The 16,813-nt window shown below is 61.1% G+C and carries 10 protein-coding genes; 4 read left to right on the forward strand and 6 right to left on the reverse strand.

Annotation, left to right across the window (positions count from 1 at the left end; translation table 11 throughout):
• Positions 1-445 precede the first annotated feature (445 nt).
• Entirely contained in the window at positions 446-1,219 is a 774-nt protein-coding gene (locus RA24_RS17265) for a FadR/GntR family transcriptional regulator (RefSeq protein ID WP_029204832.1), read from the reverse strand.
• Between the two features lie 330 nt (positions 1,220-1,549).
• Between RA24_RS17265 and RA24_RS17270 the strand changes: the two genes are divergently transcribed.
• From RA24_RS17270 to dld, 3 genes are all read left to right on the forward strand, one after another.
• The gene (locus RA24_RS17270; protein ID WP_019296391.1) at positions 1,550-2,602 is read left to right on the forward strand and encodes a TRAP transporter substrate-binding protein; all 1,053 of its coding nucleotides are present in this window, start codon (positions 1,550-1,552) and stop codon (positions 2,600-2,602) included.
• A gap of 123 nt (positions 2,603-2,725) precedes the next feature.
• Positions 2,726-4,792, forward strand: a complete 2,067-nt coding sequence (locus RA24_RS17275; protein WP_039193181.1) for a TRAP transporter large permease subunit — start codon at positions 2,726-2,728, stop codon at positions 4,790-4,792.
• A gap of 19 nt (positions 4,793-4,811) precedes the next feature.
• Positions 4,812-6,494 carry a D-lactate dehydrogenase gene (dld, locus tag RA24_RS17280; protein ID WP_039193183.1) on the forward strand — a complete coding sequence of 561 codons (1,683 nt, stop codon included), beginning with the start codon at positions 4,812-4,814 and terminating at the stop codon, positions 6,492-6,494.
• Between the two features lie 119 nt (positions 6,495-6,613).
• Here the strand turns inward: dld and speB are convergent, their stop codons facing one another.
• Positions 6,614-7,579, reverse strand: coding sequence for an agmatinase (gene speB / locus RA24_RS17285; protein ID WP_019296388.1), 966 nt, complete (start codon positions 7,577-7,579; stop codon positions 6,614-6,616).
• A 440-nt stretch (positions 7,580-8,019) separates the two neighbouring features.
• Here speB and RA24_RS17290 point away from each other — a divergent pair, with 440 nt between their 5' ends.
• A complete protein-coding gene (locus RA24_RS17290) occupies positions 8,020-8,925 on the forward strand; it encodes a LysR family transcriptional regulator (protein WP_039193185.1) in 906 nt (301 codons plus the stop codon).
• A gap of 99 nt (positions 8,926-9,024) precedes the next feature.
• On the opposite strand, the gene RA24_RS17295 is transcribed toward RA24_RS17290, so the two are convergent.
• From RA24_RS17295 to RA24_RS17310, 4 genes are all read right to left on the reverse strand, one after another.
• On the reverse strand, positions 9,025-10,050 hold the full coding sequence (locus RA24_RS17295) for an adenylate/guanylate cyclase domain-containing protein (RefSeq protein WP_019296386.1): 1,026 nt from the start codon (positions 10,048-10,050) through the stop codon (positions 9,025-9,027).
• Positions 10,043-10,378, reverse strand: coding sequence for an Hpt domain-containing protein (locus RA24_RS17300; protein WP_019296385.1), 336 nt, complete (start codon positions 10,376-10,378; stop codon positions 10,043-10,045). The genes RA24_RS17295 and RA24_RS17300 overlap by 8 nt, the downstream gene beginning before the upstream one ends.
• Entirely contained in the window at positions 10,375-15,186 is a 4,812-nt protein-coding gene (locus RA24_RS21825) for a GAF domain-containing protein (RefSeq protein WP_052269622.1), read from the reverse strand. The genes RA24_RS17300 and RA24_RS21825 overlap by 4 nt, the downstream gene beginning before the upstream one ends.
• Before the next feature lie 322 nt (positions 15,187-15,508).
• The gene (locus RA24_RS17310; protein ID WP_039172760.1) at positions 15,509-16,591 is read right to left on the reverse strand and encodes a substrate-binding domain-containing protein; all 1,083 of its coding nucleotides are present in this window, start codon (positions 16,589-16,591) and stop codon (positions 15,509-15,511) included.
• Positions 16,592-16,813 lie beyond the last annotated feature (222 nt).

The following is a 16,813-nucleotide window of genomic DNA, read 5'->3' on the forward strand; positions in this document are numbered from 1 at the left end:
CAGGACACCCGGCGCCAACTGGCAGCGCCGGGCCAGTTTCAGCGGCCTTGTCAGGTAGCTGATGTCAGGCTGAGTTTACCGGTGATGGCGAAGTTCACCTCTGGTACTGTCGGGCTGAGCCCATACGTTCAGCGTCCATTCGCACAACCTGAGCCAGCAGTCTCGTCCGGGGCGAAATCGAGCCCTTTCAGCTCACCAAATTGCATACCAGTCACTGCCGCTGCCTGTTGGCTCGCACTGAGATGAAGAAAGTTGGAAGTGTGGTTCGTAAACGATTGAAAAAAATGTGACCAATGGTTGGAGAGATTTTGCATAAGATTTTGATTTATTGTGAAAAATGGCAACCCTCAAGGGCTCGTCAATTTTCTTTGAAGTCAGTATGCCGCGCCTTTGCAGCTGACTTGACGCCGCTCGGCTATGCCCTTTGGCGGCACAGGCTAGAAACCTACCTCGTCAGCTGCCGCCGCTTTGCGGCGCGGATCTCGCGGGCTTGCTGCTCCTGGCCGGCACGGAAGGATTCCTCAACGAAATCCATATGCCGCCGTGCAGCGGTCTCGGCGCGGTCCGGGTTGCCGTCGATGATCGCCTGGGCAATCTCTTTGTGCTGTTTCAGCAGCTCCGCGCCGGTGCCATCCATCGTGCGTAGGAATTCCCGGTTGTAGAACACCCCCTGCCGGGTCAGGTCGTAGACCGAGGCCATCATGTGGATCAGCGTGGTGTTCTGGCTGGCGTCGACCACTGCGGTGTGCAATCGGAAGTCGGCCTCCTGGCTGGCGTCCTGATCGTCCTGCTCCCAGGCGGTCTGCATATCGGCGACGATCTCGGCGAGTCGTGCCTTGTCAGAGTCTGTGGCACGGGTGGCGGCCAGGCGGCTGGCGAAGGCCTCCTGCTCGCGGCGGTATTCGAGGTAGTCGTAAAAGGCGCCGCCGTGGCGGGTGTAGAGCGACAGGAGCGCGGGGGACATGGCCCGCCCGGTGAGCGGCGCGATGAAGGTGCCCTCGCCATGGCGGACATTGACCAGGCCGCGGCTTTCCAGCGTTTGCAGTGCCTCGCGCAGCTTGGGGCGCGACACCCCCATGGCCTCTGCCAGCTCCCGCTCGGAGGGCAATTTGCGGCCTTCCTTGAGGATGCCGTCGACGATCATCGCCTCAATCTGCTCGACCACGGCATCGGCAATTGATTCGTGTCCAACGGGGTCAAACGGGCGGATGTCGGTCATGGCGTCCACTTAGATGCTGGGAAACCTCGGAACAGAGGTCATTCTGAAACTTTACCACTGCCCCGAAAAACTGCAAGCTGATGTACCCAGAAATACGGATATCCGGGGTTGATACAATAGCATGAAAGAAAACAATCTTTTCTGAACCTGCCTTCAAAGTGCGGAAAAAACATGCGGTTTTGTACGCTTCACGTTCCCGCGGACAGTCAGCTCAGTGGTAAATAAAGTTGTTGACTGAGTTGTGTGGTCAACAATATTTACCAGTCATACCGCATCAGCGGTTGGAATTGCGGCCGGAGGAGCGGCCGGACTGAACCCGGAGGAGACCCCATGAAAAAGACCCTGACTTCGCTGGCCGTGGCCGCATCGCTGCTGGCAGCCCCTGCCGCGCAGGCCGCTGACAAGCTGCTGCTCAAGACCCCGATTGCCTTTTCGACCGCGCTGCCGGGCCTCGGCACGCCGATCCCGCGGGTGGCAGAGCAGCTGGACCTGATGTCCGGCGGCAGCCTGAAGATGAAAGTCTATGAGCCCGGCAAACTGGTGCCGCCGTTCGAGATCCTGGATGCGGTGTCCTCGGGCAAGATCAACTCCGGCTACACCACCGCCGGCTACTGGGCAGGCAAGATCCCGGCTGCGCCGCTGTTCTCTGCCGTGCCGTTCGGGCCGGAGGCGGGCGAATACATGGCCTGGCTCTACTATGGCAACGGCATGACCCTGTATCAGGAGATGTACGATCAGGCGGGATACAATGTGAAGGTGCTGCCCTGCGCGGTGATCGCGCCGGAGACCTCCGGCTGGTTCGCCAAGGAGATCAACAGCGCCGAGGACCTGAACGGCCTGAAGATGCGTTTCTTTGGCCTCGGCGGCAAGGTGATGCAAAAGCTGGGCGTGGCGACATCGCTGCTGCCCGGCGGCGAGATCTTCCCGGCGCTGGAGAAGGGCGCCATCGACGCAACCGAGTTCTCGATGCCTGCGATCGACGCCCGTTTGGGCTTCCACAAGCTGGTAAAATACAACTACTTCCCCGGCTGGCACCAGCAGGCCACCGTGTTTGAACTGCTGGTCAACAAGGATGTCTGGAACGAGGCCAGCGCCCAGCACAAGGCCATCATCGAAAATGCCTGCAAGGCCTCGATGGCCGACAGCTTTGCCGAAGGCGAGGCGATCCAGCACGCGGCGCTGATCGACAACGTCGAAAACAACGGCGTCCACATCAAGCAGTGGGACGCGCAGATGCTGGAGCTGTTCCGCGCCACCTGGGATGAGGTTGCCGCGGAAGAGGCCACCAACGACCAGTTCTTCGGCCGGGTGCTGCTGGACATGCAAACCTTCCGCGAAGGCTATGCGGTCTGGAAGGAAAACGCATTCCTCCCGCGCAAGTAAGCCGCTTGCGCAACCTCGGGGCGGCCATATTCCCGCCGCCCCGCTTTCCCTGATTTTCGTCATTTCCCTGACTGACACGGGCGCATTCACGTCCGCGCACGCCACGTTCCGGAGGAGGAAACCATGGCTGAGAATCTGCACCTGCAGGACGACCCGATCGAACGCTACGAAGAGATCCTTGAGCATGGCGACGAGGACCGGCAGCAGCTGGCGGTGTGGATCGACAACGCGGTCAAGGGCACCGGAAATCTGGTGATGTGGGCCAACCTGCTGCTGGTGCTGGCCGTCGTCTCGCAGGTCGCCTTGCGCTACATGCTGAACCAGAACTATCCCAAGCTGGACGAGATCCAGTGGCATTTCTACGGGCTGGTGACGATGATCGGCATTTCCTATGCGCTGGTCACCGACAGCCACGTGCGGGTCGATGTTCTGCATATGCAGCTGAGCCGCCGCGCCCGGCGGATCATCGAGGTGATCGGCATCCTGACCCTGCTGGTGCCGTTCATCTATCTGATGATCGATCAGGGCTATGATTATTTTTACGAAAGCTGGCGGGTGAGCGAACGTTCCGACAGCCCCACGGGCCTGCCGGCCCGCTGGGCGCTGAAAGCGGTGATCCCGCTGAGCTTTGTCCTCTTGGCGGCAGCGGCGCTGGCGCGGCTGATCCATGACGGCCACGCGCTGCTGGCCGGTCCGGCAGAGGAGCGCGCCGGCAAGAGTCTGCGGCTGGTGATCTGGGCGCTGGTTGGCTTTGCTGTTGTCGCGACCGCGCTGACCTTCCTGTTGGAGACCACCGAGGAAAAGCTGGTTATTGCCATGTTCCTCACCTTTATTGCGCTGCTGTTCACCGGCTTTCCGGTGGCCTGGACGCTGGCCGGGGTCGGGGTGGCCTATTGCGGGCTGGCCTATCTGTTCGACAACGGCATGATGAACTGGACCGGGTTGGAGGAAACCCTGACCGGGCTGGATTACCTGACGCTGGGGGCGGTGGTGAACCGGGTTTATGCCACCATGTCGAACGCGGTGCTGGTGGCGTTGCCGATGTTCATCTTCATGGGTCTGATGCTGGACGAAAGCGGCGTTGCCGAGCGGCTAATGGGGGCAATGCAGCGGCTGTTCGGCACCGTGCGTGGCGGGCTGGCGATCACTGTCACCATGATCGGCATCATCCTAGCGGCCTCCACCGGCATCATCGGGGCCTCTGTGGTGCTGCTGGGCGTCCTGTCGCTGCCGTCGATGATGGAGCAGAAGTACAGCCCCGCGCTGGCAGCGGGCGTGGTCTCGGCCTCCGGCACGCTGGGCATTCTGATCCCGCCCTCGATCATGCTGGTGATCATGGCGGACCAGATGGCGTTGAGCGTTGGTGATCTGTTCATGGCCGCGGTGTTCCCGGGCGTGATCATCGGCGCGCTCTACCTCACCTATATCTTCGTGATTGCGCTGATCAAACGCGACGTCGCGCCGGTGCCTGCGGGGGCCAAGCGTCCGGACTGGGCCGCGGTCAAGGACGTGCTGATTGCGGTGCTGCCGACGCTGGGGCTGATTCTGGCCGTGTTAGGCTCTATTTTTGCAGGTCTCACCACGCCGACGGAGGCGTCGGGCGTGGGCGCATTGGGGGCGACGCTGCTAGCGCTTGGCTACCGCAAGCTGACGCTGGCGAAGCTGGTCAATGTGCTCAAGGCGACCTTCAACACCACCGCCTATATCTTTGCGATCTTCCTGGGCGCGACGGTGTTTTCCTATGTGCTGCGGGAGCTGGGCGGTGATGCACTGATCGAGGAGATGATCCAGGGCACCGGTTTCGGCCCCGAGGGCACCGTCTTCATGATCCTGTTCATCGTGTTCCTCTTGGGGTTTGTGCTGGACTGGATCGAGATCACCCTGATCGTGCTGCCGCTGATGCGCCCGATCGTGAACGGGCTGGGCCTGGATATCCCCGGTTTCGGCGCCATTGATGAACCGGCGCTGGTGTGGTTCGTGATCCTGGTGGCGGTGACGCTGCAGACGTCCTTCCTGACGCCGCCGGTTGGCTTTGCGCTGTTCTACCTCAAGGGCGTCTGCCCGCCGGAGATCCGCCTGGGCCATATCTACAAGGGCATCATTCCCTTCGTGCTGCTGCAGTTGACCGGCCTGATGTTCGTCTACCTGTGGCCGGCACTGGCAACCTGGCTGCCATCTGTGGCTTACTGAGCAGGGAAAGGCGGCTGTGATGACCGATGCAGAACTGATCCAGACCCTGAAATCCCTATGCGGGCGCCGCCATGTACTGACCAGCGCCCGCGCCACACGGCGGTTCCGCAAGGGGTTCCGCTCCGGCGAGGGGGAAGCGCTGGCGGTGGTCCAGCCCGCAACCCTGCTGGAGCAGTGGAAGGTGCTGCAGGCCTGTGTAGCGGCGGACAAGATCATCATCATGCAGGCGGCAAACACCGGCCTGACCGAGGGGTCCACCCCCAAGGGCAGCTATGACCGCGGTGTGGTGCTGATCAACACCCGGCGGATGGACCAGCTGCAGCTGCTGGACGGCGGCAAGCAGGTCGTCAGCTTCCCCGGCAGCACCCTCTTTGCGCTGGAAAAGCTGCTGGCGCCGCTGGGCCGCCAGCCGCATTCGGTGATCGGCTCCTCCTGCATCGGGGCGTCGATTGTGGGCGGGGTCTGCAACAACTCCGGCGGGTCGCTGGTAGAGCGGGGGCCGTCCTATACCGAGCTGTCGCTGTTTGCTCGCATTACCGGGGACGGCCAGCTGGAGCTGGTTAACCACCTGGGCATAAATCTGGGCGCCAGCCCGGAGGAGATCCTGACCCGACTGCAACGCGGCGATTACCGCCCTGAGGATGTTGAGACCGGCAACCGGAAAGCCTCCGACACCTCCTATGCGCGCAGGGTTAGAGACATCGACGCGCCGACCCCGGCGCGGTTCAATGCCGACAAGTCGCGGCTTTACGAGGCTGCGGGCTGTGCGGGCAAGCTGGCGGTCTTTGCGGTGCGGCTGGATACCTACGCCAAGAATGCTGAGGAGCTGACTTTCTATGTCGGCAGCCAAACCACCGCGGCGCTGACCGCCCTGCGCCGCCGCATCCTGGCGGAGTTTGCCACCCTGCCGGTGAGCGCCGAATACATGCACAGGGATGTCTTTGACTTGTCGGACCGCTATGGCAAGGACACCATGGTGATGATCGACAAGTTGGGCACAGACCGGCTGCCGGTGTTCTTTGCCCTGAAGGGCGCGGTGGATGCGCGGCTGGCGGGCATTCCCGGCCTGGGCAATCTGACCGACCGGGTGATGCAGATGCTGTCGCGCCTGTGGCCGGACATCCTGCCGCGGCGGATGCGGGCGTTCCGCCAGTCCCACCCGCATCACCTGATCCTCAAAATGCGCGATGGCGGCATCGCCGAGGCCCGCGCGCTGCTGGATAAAATGGCGGGGGACGGCGACCTCAGCTACTTCGAATGCACCCCGCGCGAGGCCAAGATGGCAGGGCTGCACCGCTTTGCCGCGGCCGGCGCCGCGGTGCGCTACATGGCCGTGCACCGCTCAGAGGTGGAGGACATCATTGCGCTGGACATCGCCCTGCGCCGCAACGATCAGGACTGGTTCGAGGAGCTGCCGACGGAGATCGGGGATCAGCTGCTTCGCAGGCTCTACTACGGGCATTTCATGTGCCACGTGCTGCATCAGGATTACATCGTGAAGAAGGGTGCAGACTTGAAAGCGCTGAAGGACGCGATGCTGGCACTGCTGGACAAACGCGGGGCGGAATATCCGGCTGAGCACAACGTCGGCCATTTGTACCGGGCCAAGCCGGACCTGGCGGCGTTCTACAAAACGGTAGATCCCACAAACAGCATGAATCCCGGCATCGGCAAAATGTCCCGGAACAAACACTACGCCTGAAACGGTGCTGTTGTTGCAGGTAAACGGAGCGCTCGCTTGTTGGCAAGAGGCCTGATGCACAGATGCCGACACGCCCCGGCTGACACCGGGGCTGAATTTGCAGGCGCCTCGGGAGGGGCTTATGCCTTGTTGTGGAAGATAAAGCCGATGAAGTTCAGCAAAAGCTGGGCCGCCAGGATCTGGGTGCTTTCGGAGGGGTCATAGGCCGGGGCCACTTCAACAAGGTCGATTCCGACAACTTCGCCGCGTTTGCTGAGTCCCTGCAAGATTTCCAGCACGTCGTAGTATTGGAAGCCTCCGTGACTGGGGGTACCAGTTCCGGGTGCGATCGACGGACAGAAGGCGTCGATGTCGATGGTCACGTAGTAGCGTGCACCTGCGGGGATGCGATCCAGCACGGCGTCCGTCCCCAGCTTGCGCACCTGGCGCACCGAGAGGATGTCCGAGCCGCGTTCACGCGCGTCGATATAGCCTTCCTTGGCAGTTGATGACACATTGCGGATGCCCAGCTGAGTCATGCCGGAGACGTATTCCTTTTCGATCGCGCGGCGCATCGGGTTGCCGTGGCCATCGGTGACGCCCTTGCGCTCGTCGACAAAGTCCAGATGGGCGTCGATTTGGACCAAATGGAGAGAGCCGTTCCTGGCGCAGTCCTCGGCAAAGGCGTTGATACATGGGATGTTGACGGAATGGTCGCCACCGATAGTGACGGGCAGTGCGCCTGCATCCAAGATTTTCCTTACGGCGTATTCGATGTTGGCGTGGCTTTCCTCGGTCTTAGTGTGAATAATGTCGGCATCACCCAGGTCGACGATGCGCACGTCCTCACCCAGGTACGTGGCATCATCTTCGTGATCATAGGCGCCGGCATGACCGAAACTGAACAACGTCGAAGCTTCGCGCACAGCCCGTGGGCCGAACCGCGCGCCTGAGCGGAACTGGCAGCCGAAATCAAACGGGGCGCCCAGGATTGCTACATCGGCGTCGATGCTGTCCCAATCCTCGACATAGGGTTTCTTGCCGAAGGTGGCGATGCCGACAAAGGGCAGGTTCAGGCGGCCGGATTCGTAACCGTGTCCAGACATATGATTCCCCGAATTTCTCTATGATAGACCGGCCCCGGAAGGAGCAGGACGATTTGCGGAAAGGCGGCCGTCCGCTGTCTGCTAAACGGTCTCCACCATGGAGCCGAGCTTACCCATCGGGCAGACCGCCAAGGTAACGCAGCCGACGGTGCGTTCGTGAAGCGCTATTGAACTCCTGCTCGTGGGTGTCGTGATTAAGTCCGGAAGCTTCACTATGGCGAATTCCAGTCCACAAAAAAGCAAGGGCGGGGGCCGGGCATAGCAAAGGTGAAGCTGCCAATTTTAAGTCATTATTCATGTGAGTGCCCCTACCCTTTACGTTTTTGACGGGGTCTTGAGAGACATCACCACAGTGTGCAGTGTGGCAAAATATTATGTTGCATATCTTCACATGAGAATTTTTTATGTAATTAGCGCGCTTCACAGGGAACACACTGACTATGAAACTGCTGCGCAACACTTTGCTGGAAACCTTTGTCACTGTAGTTGAGTGCGGCGGGTTCTCCGATGCGCAATATGCCCTTGGGGTCACACAGTCCGCGATCAGTGTTCGTATCCGCGACCTGGAAACCTCTCTAGGTTACCGGGTTTGCGAACGCGGCCGTGGCGGGTTTCGGCTGACGGAACGCGGCGCGATCGCTTATCAGAAGGCACGTGATATGCTGCGCAGTGCCCGCGATTTCGATGCAGAGCTTCTGGAGCTGCGTAATACCCTGGCAGGAGACCTGCGAGTCGGGATGGTGGATGCAATCGACAGCTTGCCAGACCGTGATCTGGTCAAGGCATTGCAGCGGTTCTTATCTCGGCCGAATGAAGTCCGAATTAAGATGGTGGTTGCCTCCCCCACGGATCTGACGCAGCAGCTGATTATGGGTGAGCTTGATGCAGCCTTCGCGCCGTTCCGTCATCAGGTGCCAGAGCTTACTTATGTGCCGCTATGCGCTGAAGAGCACCGTCTGTATTGCGCACCGGGGCATCCCCTCTTTGAGCAACAGGACAAGGAGGCCAGCCTAGAAACCATCTTTCAGTACCAGTTGTGCCAGCGCTCTTACGATATGCTGGTATCGCCCGACCTAGGAACACCGGAACCAAAGGCCGTCGTCGCCAATATGGAAGCGATGGCAATGCTGATCGAAACCGGTCATTTTCTGGGGCCGCTGCCAAATCACTTTGCTGATAGCCGGGTAGCAGAAGGCAAACTCAAAGAGGTCAGGAACAAGCAGCTGCGTTGGAATTCGACCTTCTATTTGGCAACACGCCGCGGTCAGATCCCGCGATATGCAGTAGAGCTATTTGTTCAAGATATTTTGCACGTCTGCCGTGACGCCGGCAATCCGCCGGTTTGAAGCACGTTTTTTCTGCAGCGGAAGCTTTGCATAGTTCTGTCCTTGATCAGGCCTTTTTCAAATTCGGCGGCCCAGCGGACTCGGCGACTTGCAACTGGGTCAAAGAGCGAAAATATCCAGCGCTTCTGAGAACCCCTTGAACTCCACTTGCTCAATCTTCTCAGCTTTGGCGGAGTCCGGCAGGCCGTTCCGGGTTTGCTCGTCAATCAGTATTCTGCGGCAGGCAATCTTGGTATGCGCCTCCAGACGGGCCGCCAGATTGACGGTTTTCCCAACGCATGTGTAGGCGGCCCGGTCGTCCGTGCCGGCATAACCCGCCACCACTTCGCCGGTGGCAATGCCGGCCCCCAGCCGGATTTCCGGCGCGCCCGCCGCGCGCTGCTCCTGGTTCAGAACCGTGATCATGCCGAACATTTCCCCGGCCGCTGCCACCGCGCTTTGCGCCGGGTTTGCCAGAGGCTGCGGCGCGCCGAAAAGCGCCATCAGCCCGTCGCCAATCATCAGGTTCACGATGCCGCCGTTGCTGCTGACGGCGTCGAACATCAGCGTGTAATAGGTGTTCAGCAGCTCGATGGTGGCCTCCGGCGGCAGATCTTCGGACAAAGCCGTGAAATCGCGTATGTCGCAGAACAGGACCGATGCGGTGAGCCGCTTGCCCCCAATGGAAAAACCGGAGTTCTGCAGGTCCAGCGCCACCTCGTGGGTTGCAAACCGGTCCAGCAGCCGCTTTTGCTCATCCCGCAGGCGCTTCTTTTCCAGGCTCGAGCTGAGCCGGGCGCCCAGCAGAACCTGGTTCACGGGTTTTGGGAGGTAGTCTTCCGCGCCCAATTCGATGCAGCGCACGATATTTTCCAGCCCTTCCAGCGAAGAGGTGACAATCACTGGCATATCGCGCAGATCCGGTGCCGCCTTGATTGCCGCCAGCACTTCGAAGCCGTCCATCTCGGGCATTTCAATGTCCAGCAGGATCAGGTCAAAGGTTTCGGCCCTGAGCCGCTCCATCGCGACCTTGCCGTTTTCCGCGGCCTCGGAGCGGTGCCCCAGCAGCTCGACATTGCGCGCCAGCAGCAGCCGGTTGACCTTGTTGTCGTCCACAATCAGCACATGCCCCAGCGCCTCAGCCATCCAGCAGCCCCCGCAGCGCGGCATCCGCGCGGGTGTATACCCTATCCAGCGCGGCAAGATCCGGTGCCGGGCCGCCAAGCCCGGACAGTTCCATCTGCCGTGCCAGTGCCGCAAGCGCAGTGGCGCCGAAGGTGTTTGCGTTGGACTTGAGCGAATGCGCGGCGCGGCGGAAAGCGTCGCCATCGCCGGCCGCCGCCGCCTGTTTCAGCTGTGCGATCATGCCCGGCGCCTCTTCCAGAAAGGTGGCGGCCAGTTCTGCCGCGAAATCCGCGCCGGTGGCGGCCTGCAGCTCTGCAAAGACAGCGGGGTCCAGGGGGCTGGCGCTCATGGCGTCTCCTTTCCGCGCGGTTGAATGCCTTCCAGCGCCTCGATCAGCCGTTCGACGCGGATGGGTTTAGCAATGTAGCCGTCCATACCCGCTTCGAGGCACATCTCCCGGTCGCCTTGCATCGCATTTGCGGTCATCGCGATGATCGCGGGCCTGCCGTCCTGCGGATATGCGCCGGTGATCCGCCGCGAGGCTTCCAGCCCGTCCATTTCAGGCATCTGCACATCCATCAGCACCACATCGTAGACCTGGCGTGCCACGCTTTCCAGCGCCTCGATCCCGTTGCTGGCAAGGTCGGCGCGGTAGCCCATCTGCTCCAGCAGCCGGACCGCCAGCTTCTGGTTAACCAGATTGTCCTCTGCCAGCAGGATCCGCAGCGGGTGGCGCGCGGCCATTTCCGGATCGGCTGCCGGTTTGCCGCCCGTGCCGGCCCTTGCCGCAGGCACAGCCGACGGCGCAAACAGCCCGGCCAGCGTATCGAACAGTTGCGACTGGCGCAGCGGCTTGGCCAGACAGGCCGCAAACAGCCCCTCTTCCGCACCGGTGCCGCGATCCCCAAGGCTACTGAACAGCACCAGCGGCAGGTCCTTGTTCGTCGCCCTGATCCGGCGCGCCAGTGCCACCCCGTCCATTCCGGGCATGTGCATGTCCAGGATCGCCAGGTCGAATTCAGCATCCTTCGCCAGCACCTCCAGCGCCGCACCGGCTGAGGCCACGGCGGTTGTCTGCGTCCCCCATTTGCGGGTCTGCGCCGTCAGGATTCTCCGGTTGGTTTCGTTGTCATCCACCATCAGGATGCGCTTGCCAGCCAATTCCGGCTGTTGGCCCAGCAAGCTGCGGGCCGCCGGTTTCGGCATCCCTGCCGGTTCCACCAGGATGGTGAAGCTGAACACCGATCCCCTGCCCGGCCCCTCGCTGGCGGCCTGCATCGTGCCCCCCATCAGCTCTGCCAGCCGCTTCGAAATCGCCAGCCCCAGCCCGGTGCCGCCGTATTTACGCGTGGTTGAGGAATCCGCCTGGCTGAAGGACTGGAACAGGCGGCTCATCCCCTCCGCGGACAGGCCGATGCCGGTATCGCGGACATCGAAATGCAGCTTTACCCGGCCATCTGCAGGTGGGTCCGACGTTACCGACAGCACCACCTCGCCGGTGTCGGTGAACTTAACCGCGTTGGACAGGAGGTTGAGCAGAATCTGCCGCAGCCGGGTCAGGTCGGCGCTGATGGCAGGCGGCACGCTGTCGTCCATGACATAGGCAACATCCAGCTGCTTTTTAGCAGCTCGTCCGCTGATCAGGTCCAGGGAGGTTTCGATGCAGTCGCGCAGATCGAAGGGGTGCGCCTCGATGACCATCTGGCCCGCCTCGATCTTGGAAAAATCGAGGATTTCGTTGATGATCCCCAGCAGCGCGTCGCCGCTGTCGCGGATGGTGCGGGCATAGTCGGCCTGCTCAACGTTCAGTTCGGTGTCCATCAGCAGCCCGCTCATGCCGATCACCGCGTTCATCGGGGTGCGGATTTCGTGGCTCATCGTGGCCAGGAACGCGCTTTTGGCCTCATTCGCTTTCTCTGCCGCGGCGCGGGCCTCCTGCACCTCCTGGAACAGGCGGACGTTGCCGATGGCGATCACCGCCTGGTCGGCAAAGGATTCTGCCATTGCAATTTCATCCCGGGAGAACGCCCGCGCTGCCTTGCGGATGAATCCCAGGCCGCCGATGCACACCCCGTCCCGCAGCAAGGGCAGCATCAAGGAGGAGCGGAAGCCGCTGGCGTGATAGATCCGCCAGTCCATCGGGGGAAGCTCCACCTTTGACCAGTCGGGAATGTGCAGGATCTTCTTGCCTGTATAGGACTGCGACGGAAAGTTCTGTGCTGGGTCGACGGGATGCCGGGTCTGGCTGATTTCAGTTTCCACACCGGCAGGCGTTGCGACCGCAGTCTGCCAGAACGCCTTGCCATCGCATTCGGTCACAATCGCCAGATCGCAGGAAATCAATGAGATCGCCAGGCGCACGATCTCGTCGAACACCGGCTTGGTGTCGGTCGGTGATTTGCTGATCACCCGCAGCACATCAGCACTGGCCGTCTGGCGCGCCAGGGCCGACTGGGTCTCGTTGAACATGCGCGTATTCTGAATGGCGATGACCGCCTGGTCGCAGAAGCTCTCTGCCAGCCGGACCTGCTCGCCGGTGAAGGCGCGTTTGCTGTCCGCACGCGAAAACGCCAGCACCCCGACGCAATCGCCGTCGCGGAGCAACGGCAGGTACAGGCAGGACTGCAGGCCGAATTTTTCCACCGTTGCGACTTCATGCGGGGGCAGGTCCGTTTCGGCGAAGTCCGGAACATGCACCATCTTTCCAGTCACAAAGACCTGGCTAGGAAAATTGAGCTTGGGGTCAATCAGCACCGGATCGGGATTCAAAGTGTCCATCGGCCCGTCTCTGCGCATTCCCGCGGCCGGGGAGAAATGATCCCCATTCCGGATCAGCACTGCGGCCCCGTCGCAGTCTAGCAGCCGCACCCCTGCCGCTGCGATCGCCAGAAAAACCGGTTTTGCATCCTCCTGCGCACTGCTGATCACTCGCAGGATATCGGCGCTGGCAGTTTGGCGGACCAGCGCATTCTGCAAGTCCGTGAACAGCCGCGCATTGCTCAACGCAATCACTGCCTGCGCCGCAAAGGTTTCAAACAGGGCGATCTGCTTGGTGCTGAAGGCATTCCTGCGGACATGGGCCAGTGTGATCACGCCGATGGTTTTGCCGTTCTTGATCAGCGGCACACCGAGGCTGGACAGGAAGCCGCCCTTGCGCGCCTGCTCCCGCCAGCCGTAGTCAGGATCGGCCTCGATGTCGGGTATGTAGATTGTTCGGCCTGTCAATGCGGCCCTGCCGGTTGTCGTCGCCATCCCCGGCACGAATTCCTGCTGAGCCAGAATCTCCTCAAAGATGTCATTCGCATTGTGGGTGACGGCCACGTCATAGGCGCCGCTCTCTTCGTTCAGCAGCGCCACATAGGCCACCTCAGGGCTGCAAATCCGCACAGCGACTTTGAGCACCGCTTCAAGAACCGGCTCCAGCTCATTCGGCGAACGCGAGATAACGCTGAGCACTTCTGATGTCGCGGTCTGATACTCTAGCGCCTCGCTCAGCTCTGCGGTGCGCGCCCGCACCTCTTCGAATAGCCGGGTGTTACTGATTGCAATTACCGCTTGAGAGGCAAAGGTCTCCAACAGGCCCAGTTGTTTTTTGGAAAAGGCCCGCGGCTGGCTGTGCGCCATCACGATCACCCCGAGGACCACACCGTCCTTGATCAGAGGCACCCCCAGCGTGCTTCTGAAATTGCCAATTCCCGCCGCTTCCTTCCAAGTGTAGCTGTCGTCATTTAGCGTATCCGCAATATACACTGTCCTGGCAGTCAAAGCCGTCCGGCCGATACAGCTGCCTTCCCCCGGTGCAATCGGGTTGTCTTCAAGATAGCGAAGAAACCGAGGCCGTACGTTGTGGGACCGGCTGATCCTGTACAGCCCGTCTGTTGCGTCCAGCATTGCAAAAAACGCATATTCAGGATCGCACAGCCGGGAGGCCACCTGGAGGATAGAGTCCAGCACTGGCTCCAGTTCGCTCGGCGACCGTGAGATCACACTCAGCACTTCCGATGTCGCGGTCTGATACTCTAGCGCTTCGCTCAGCTCAGCCGTGCGCATTTGTACTTCCTCGAACAGCTGCGTGTTGCTGATCGCTATCACCGCCTGCGCCGCAAAGGTTTCTAAAAGGCTGATTTGCTTCTCCGTGAAAGCTCCGGTCTGTTCGTGGCCAAGGGTTATGACACCCGCCACGACACCATCCTTGATCAGCGGCACCCCCAGCGCCGACCGGAAATTTCCCTGCTTGGCGGCGGCTTTCCATTTGAACTCCGCGTCGGCTTCGGTGTCCCTGATATACACTGTTTTCTGCAGCAGCGCCGTTCTCCCCGTGCAACTGCCGGCCTCTGGCTCAAACGCCTGCTCCGCAAGGAACCCGCGGAATTCCGGCGTCATGCCATGCGCCGCTGCGATCCTGTATTTGCCGTCGGGATCCAGCAGTGTCGCATAGGCCGTCTGCGGTTTGCAGATGTCAGAGGCTACTTTCAGAATGACGTCAAGCACCGGCCGGATCTCATTGGGCGAGCGGGAGATCACACCCAGCACCTCAGATGTCGCGGTTTGATGCGTCAGCGCTTCCTTAGTGTCTCTGAATAGCCGCGCATTGCTGATGGCGATGCTGGCCTGTTCGGCAAAGGTTTCCAGCAAGCTGATGTCAGTTGCCAGAGCAGCCTTTCCTGTTGGCCACCCCAGAACAAGAACGCCCCATATGCCTGGCCCAGCCTTGACCGGAATAGCGGCCATCTCCTTGTAGCCGAACTGACGCGCGGTCTTGTGATCGTAATAGTCCGGCGCCTGGGCATCGGTCAGATGAACCGTGCGGCCCGTTCGGATAGCCGGCCCGGAAATGGAACCGGCAGCTGGCGGTGCCGGATAATTGGCCAGGTAACCGTCCATGAACGCCTGCGTGAAGCCGTGGCTTGCGCAGTAGTGGATCATGCCGTCGCTGCAGCGCCACAGCATGCAGAACCGTGCGCCGCACAACTCGGTGGCGCTTTTTACAATGATGTCGAAAACCGGCTGAATGTCTTCCCGCGACTGTCCGATGACCTTTAGGATTGCGGCGGTGGCGGCAAACCGTGCCTTTTCCTGCGCCAGCTGCTTCTCAAGTGCTTTGATAGCATCTGCAGGAGTGATCTGCGGCTCTGACTGCGTTCTGCGGTATCCCATCAAAAAGCAAAATCCGGTTGCCGGCAGCCTGGTGCCAATTCAGGATTCTGCCTAGGGCTGATACTAAAAACATAGCGGATCCCCCGCAGTTATCACAGATTTTGTTTAAGCCCTCACTTGCCGCGTTTTCGGCATGCTTATCATTTTGCCAGATGCCGGGCAGGCAATCGGCCAAAATTCGACCGCACCGTCGGACATCTGCGGCGTGCAAGGGGACATGGTGCAAAGTAGAGAACCCAACGCAAATAGCATGCGTGGCCAATGAAATGGCTGTCTAAGGGGAAGGAGATGCGGGAACGGACACCGTTTACTTGCAGCGGTTTCAGGCAGTGCCCGGAATGGATTGCCCATCCGAATCTGAACCATCCCTATTGCCAGTGCCAGGCTTGGCAGCTGCCGATAAGAACGCTGTCGAATCCCTGACCACCAGTTTTGATTTCAACAAGCTGGGCGTGGGCGCCTGTTGGGTTTCAACCCATGAGGCTATTGCGTCTGCCGCCGCTGTGCCCATCCGCGACACCGGCAAGTGGACGGTGGTCAGCGCGGGAAACAAATGGGCTGACGCGGCCAAGTCGTCGAGCCCCATCACCGATTTTTCCTGTGGTACAGCCACACCCTCGCGCTGAAGCTCAAACAGCACGCCCGACGCCAGCACGTCCGACAGGCACAGAACAGCGCTTGGCTGCTCCTCCGCCTGCAGGATGCCGCGGCCCGCTTCGCAGCCGCCGGCAATGGACAAAGGGACTTCATGGAAACTCAGGTCAGGCTTCGGGCTGTGACCCTCGAGCCCGGCAATGCGCGATCGCGTCCGGTCGTTGCTGGAACTTGGTCCATGCACCACCGCGATCCGGCGGTGGCCCAGATCCGTCAGATGGGTGAGAGCGGTACGGGCCGCTGCTGCGTTATCATATCCGATAGTGGGCAGACGGTAGCCCGGATCATAGAACGATGTGGAAACCGTCGGCAGCTGACAGCGTTCGATCAGGCTGTAGAACTGCGGCGCGTGGGTAATACCGGACACGATCAGCCCCTCCGCGCCGATATCGACCAGTCCCTTGGCTTTCTCCGCCTCCTGGGCAGGGTCATTGTCGGTTGTCGCCACCACCAGCGACAGCCGGTGCGCCGCCAGTCGGCTTTCCATGCTGGCCAGCACCCGGGCAAAGATGGCGTTGTCCAGCGTCGGCACAAGCGCCCCGACAAACCGTGTGCGCCCGGTATTGATCGCGCGGGCGGCAGCGCTCGGCACCCAGTGCAGGCTATTCATCGCCTCTTCCACCCGCTTCCGGGTCGCCTCGGCCACGGTTTCCGGTGCGTTCATGACGCGGGAAACGGTGGCGACTGAGACGCCCGCCGCCGCCGCAACATCCCGCAGATTGGCGCGTTTCCGGTTGGTGCTCCGCTGCATTCCGCCTGCCTTCCTTTGCCGGTTCCGGTTCGTCCTTAATGAAATTCTTGACACATGTAACTGGTTTCATCAACCATGTAACCAGTTACATAACCAGATTCGGCATGAAAATGACCCGCTACGCAGTCCTGCGCGACTTCGACAACATGGGGTTCAGTACCCCCGCCCGCTCCTTCCCCGGCTTCCCCAAGCCCCGCGAAGGCGTGACGCACCGCCTCGCCC

Origin of the sequence: Leisingera sp. ANG-M6, from assembly GCF_000813905.1 — a bacterium.
Classification (GTDB): Bacteria; Pseudomonadota; Alphaproteobacteria; order Rhodobacterales; family Rhodobacteraceae; genus Leisingera.

Bases quoted from the DNA above. Each gene is read 5' to 3' on its own strand.
- RA24_RS17265 (WP_029204832.1), bottom strand. From the start codon at position 1,219: ATGACCGACATCCGCCCGTTTGACCCCGTTGGACACGAATCAATTGCC.
- RA24_RS17270 (WP_019296391.1), top strand. From the start codon at position 1,550: ATGAAAAAGACCCTGACTTCGCTGGCCGTGGCCGCATCGCTGCTGGCA.
- RA24_RS17275 (WP_039193181.1), top strand. From the start codon at position 2,726: ATGGCTGAGAATCTGCACCTGCAGGACGACCCGATCGAACGCTACGAA.
- dld (WP_039193183.1), top strand. From the start codon at position 4,812: ATGACCGATGCAGAACTGATCCAGACCCTGAAATCCCTATGCGGGCGC.
- speB (WP_019296388.1), bottom strand. From the start codon at position 7,579: ATGTCTGGACACGGTTACGAATCCGGCCGCCTGAACCTGCCCTTTGTC.
- RA24_RS17290 (WP_039193185.1), top strand. From the start codon at position 8,020: ATGAAACTGCTGCGCAACACTTTGCTGGAAACCTTTGTCACTGTAGTT.
- RA24_RS17295 (WP_019296386.1), bottom strand. From the start codon at position 10,050: ATGGCTGAGGCGCTGGGGCATGTGCTGATTGTGGACGACAACAAGGTC.
- RA24_RS17300 (WP_019296385.1), bottom strand. From the start codon at position 10,378: ATGAGCGCCAGCCCCCTGGACCCCGCTGTCTTTGCAGAGCTGCAGGCC.
- RA24_RS21825 (WP_052269622.1), bottom strand. From the start codon at position 15,186: ATGGGATACCGCAGAACGCAGTCAGAGCCGCAGATCACTCCTGCAGAT.
- RA24_RS17310 (WP_039172760.1), bottom strand. From the start codon at position 16,591: ATGCAGCGGAGCACCAACCGGAAACGCGCCAATCTGCGGGATGTTGCG.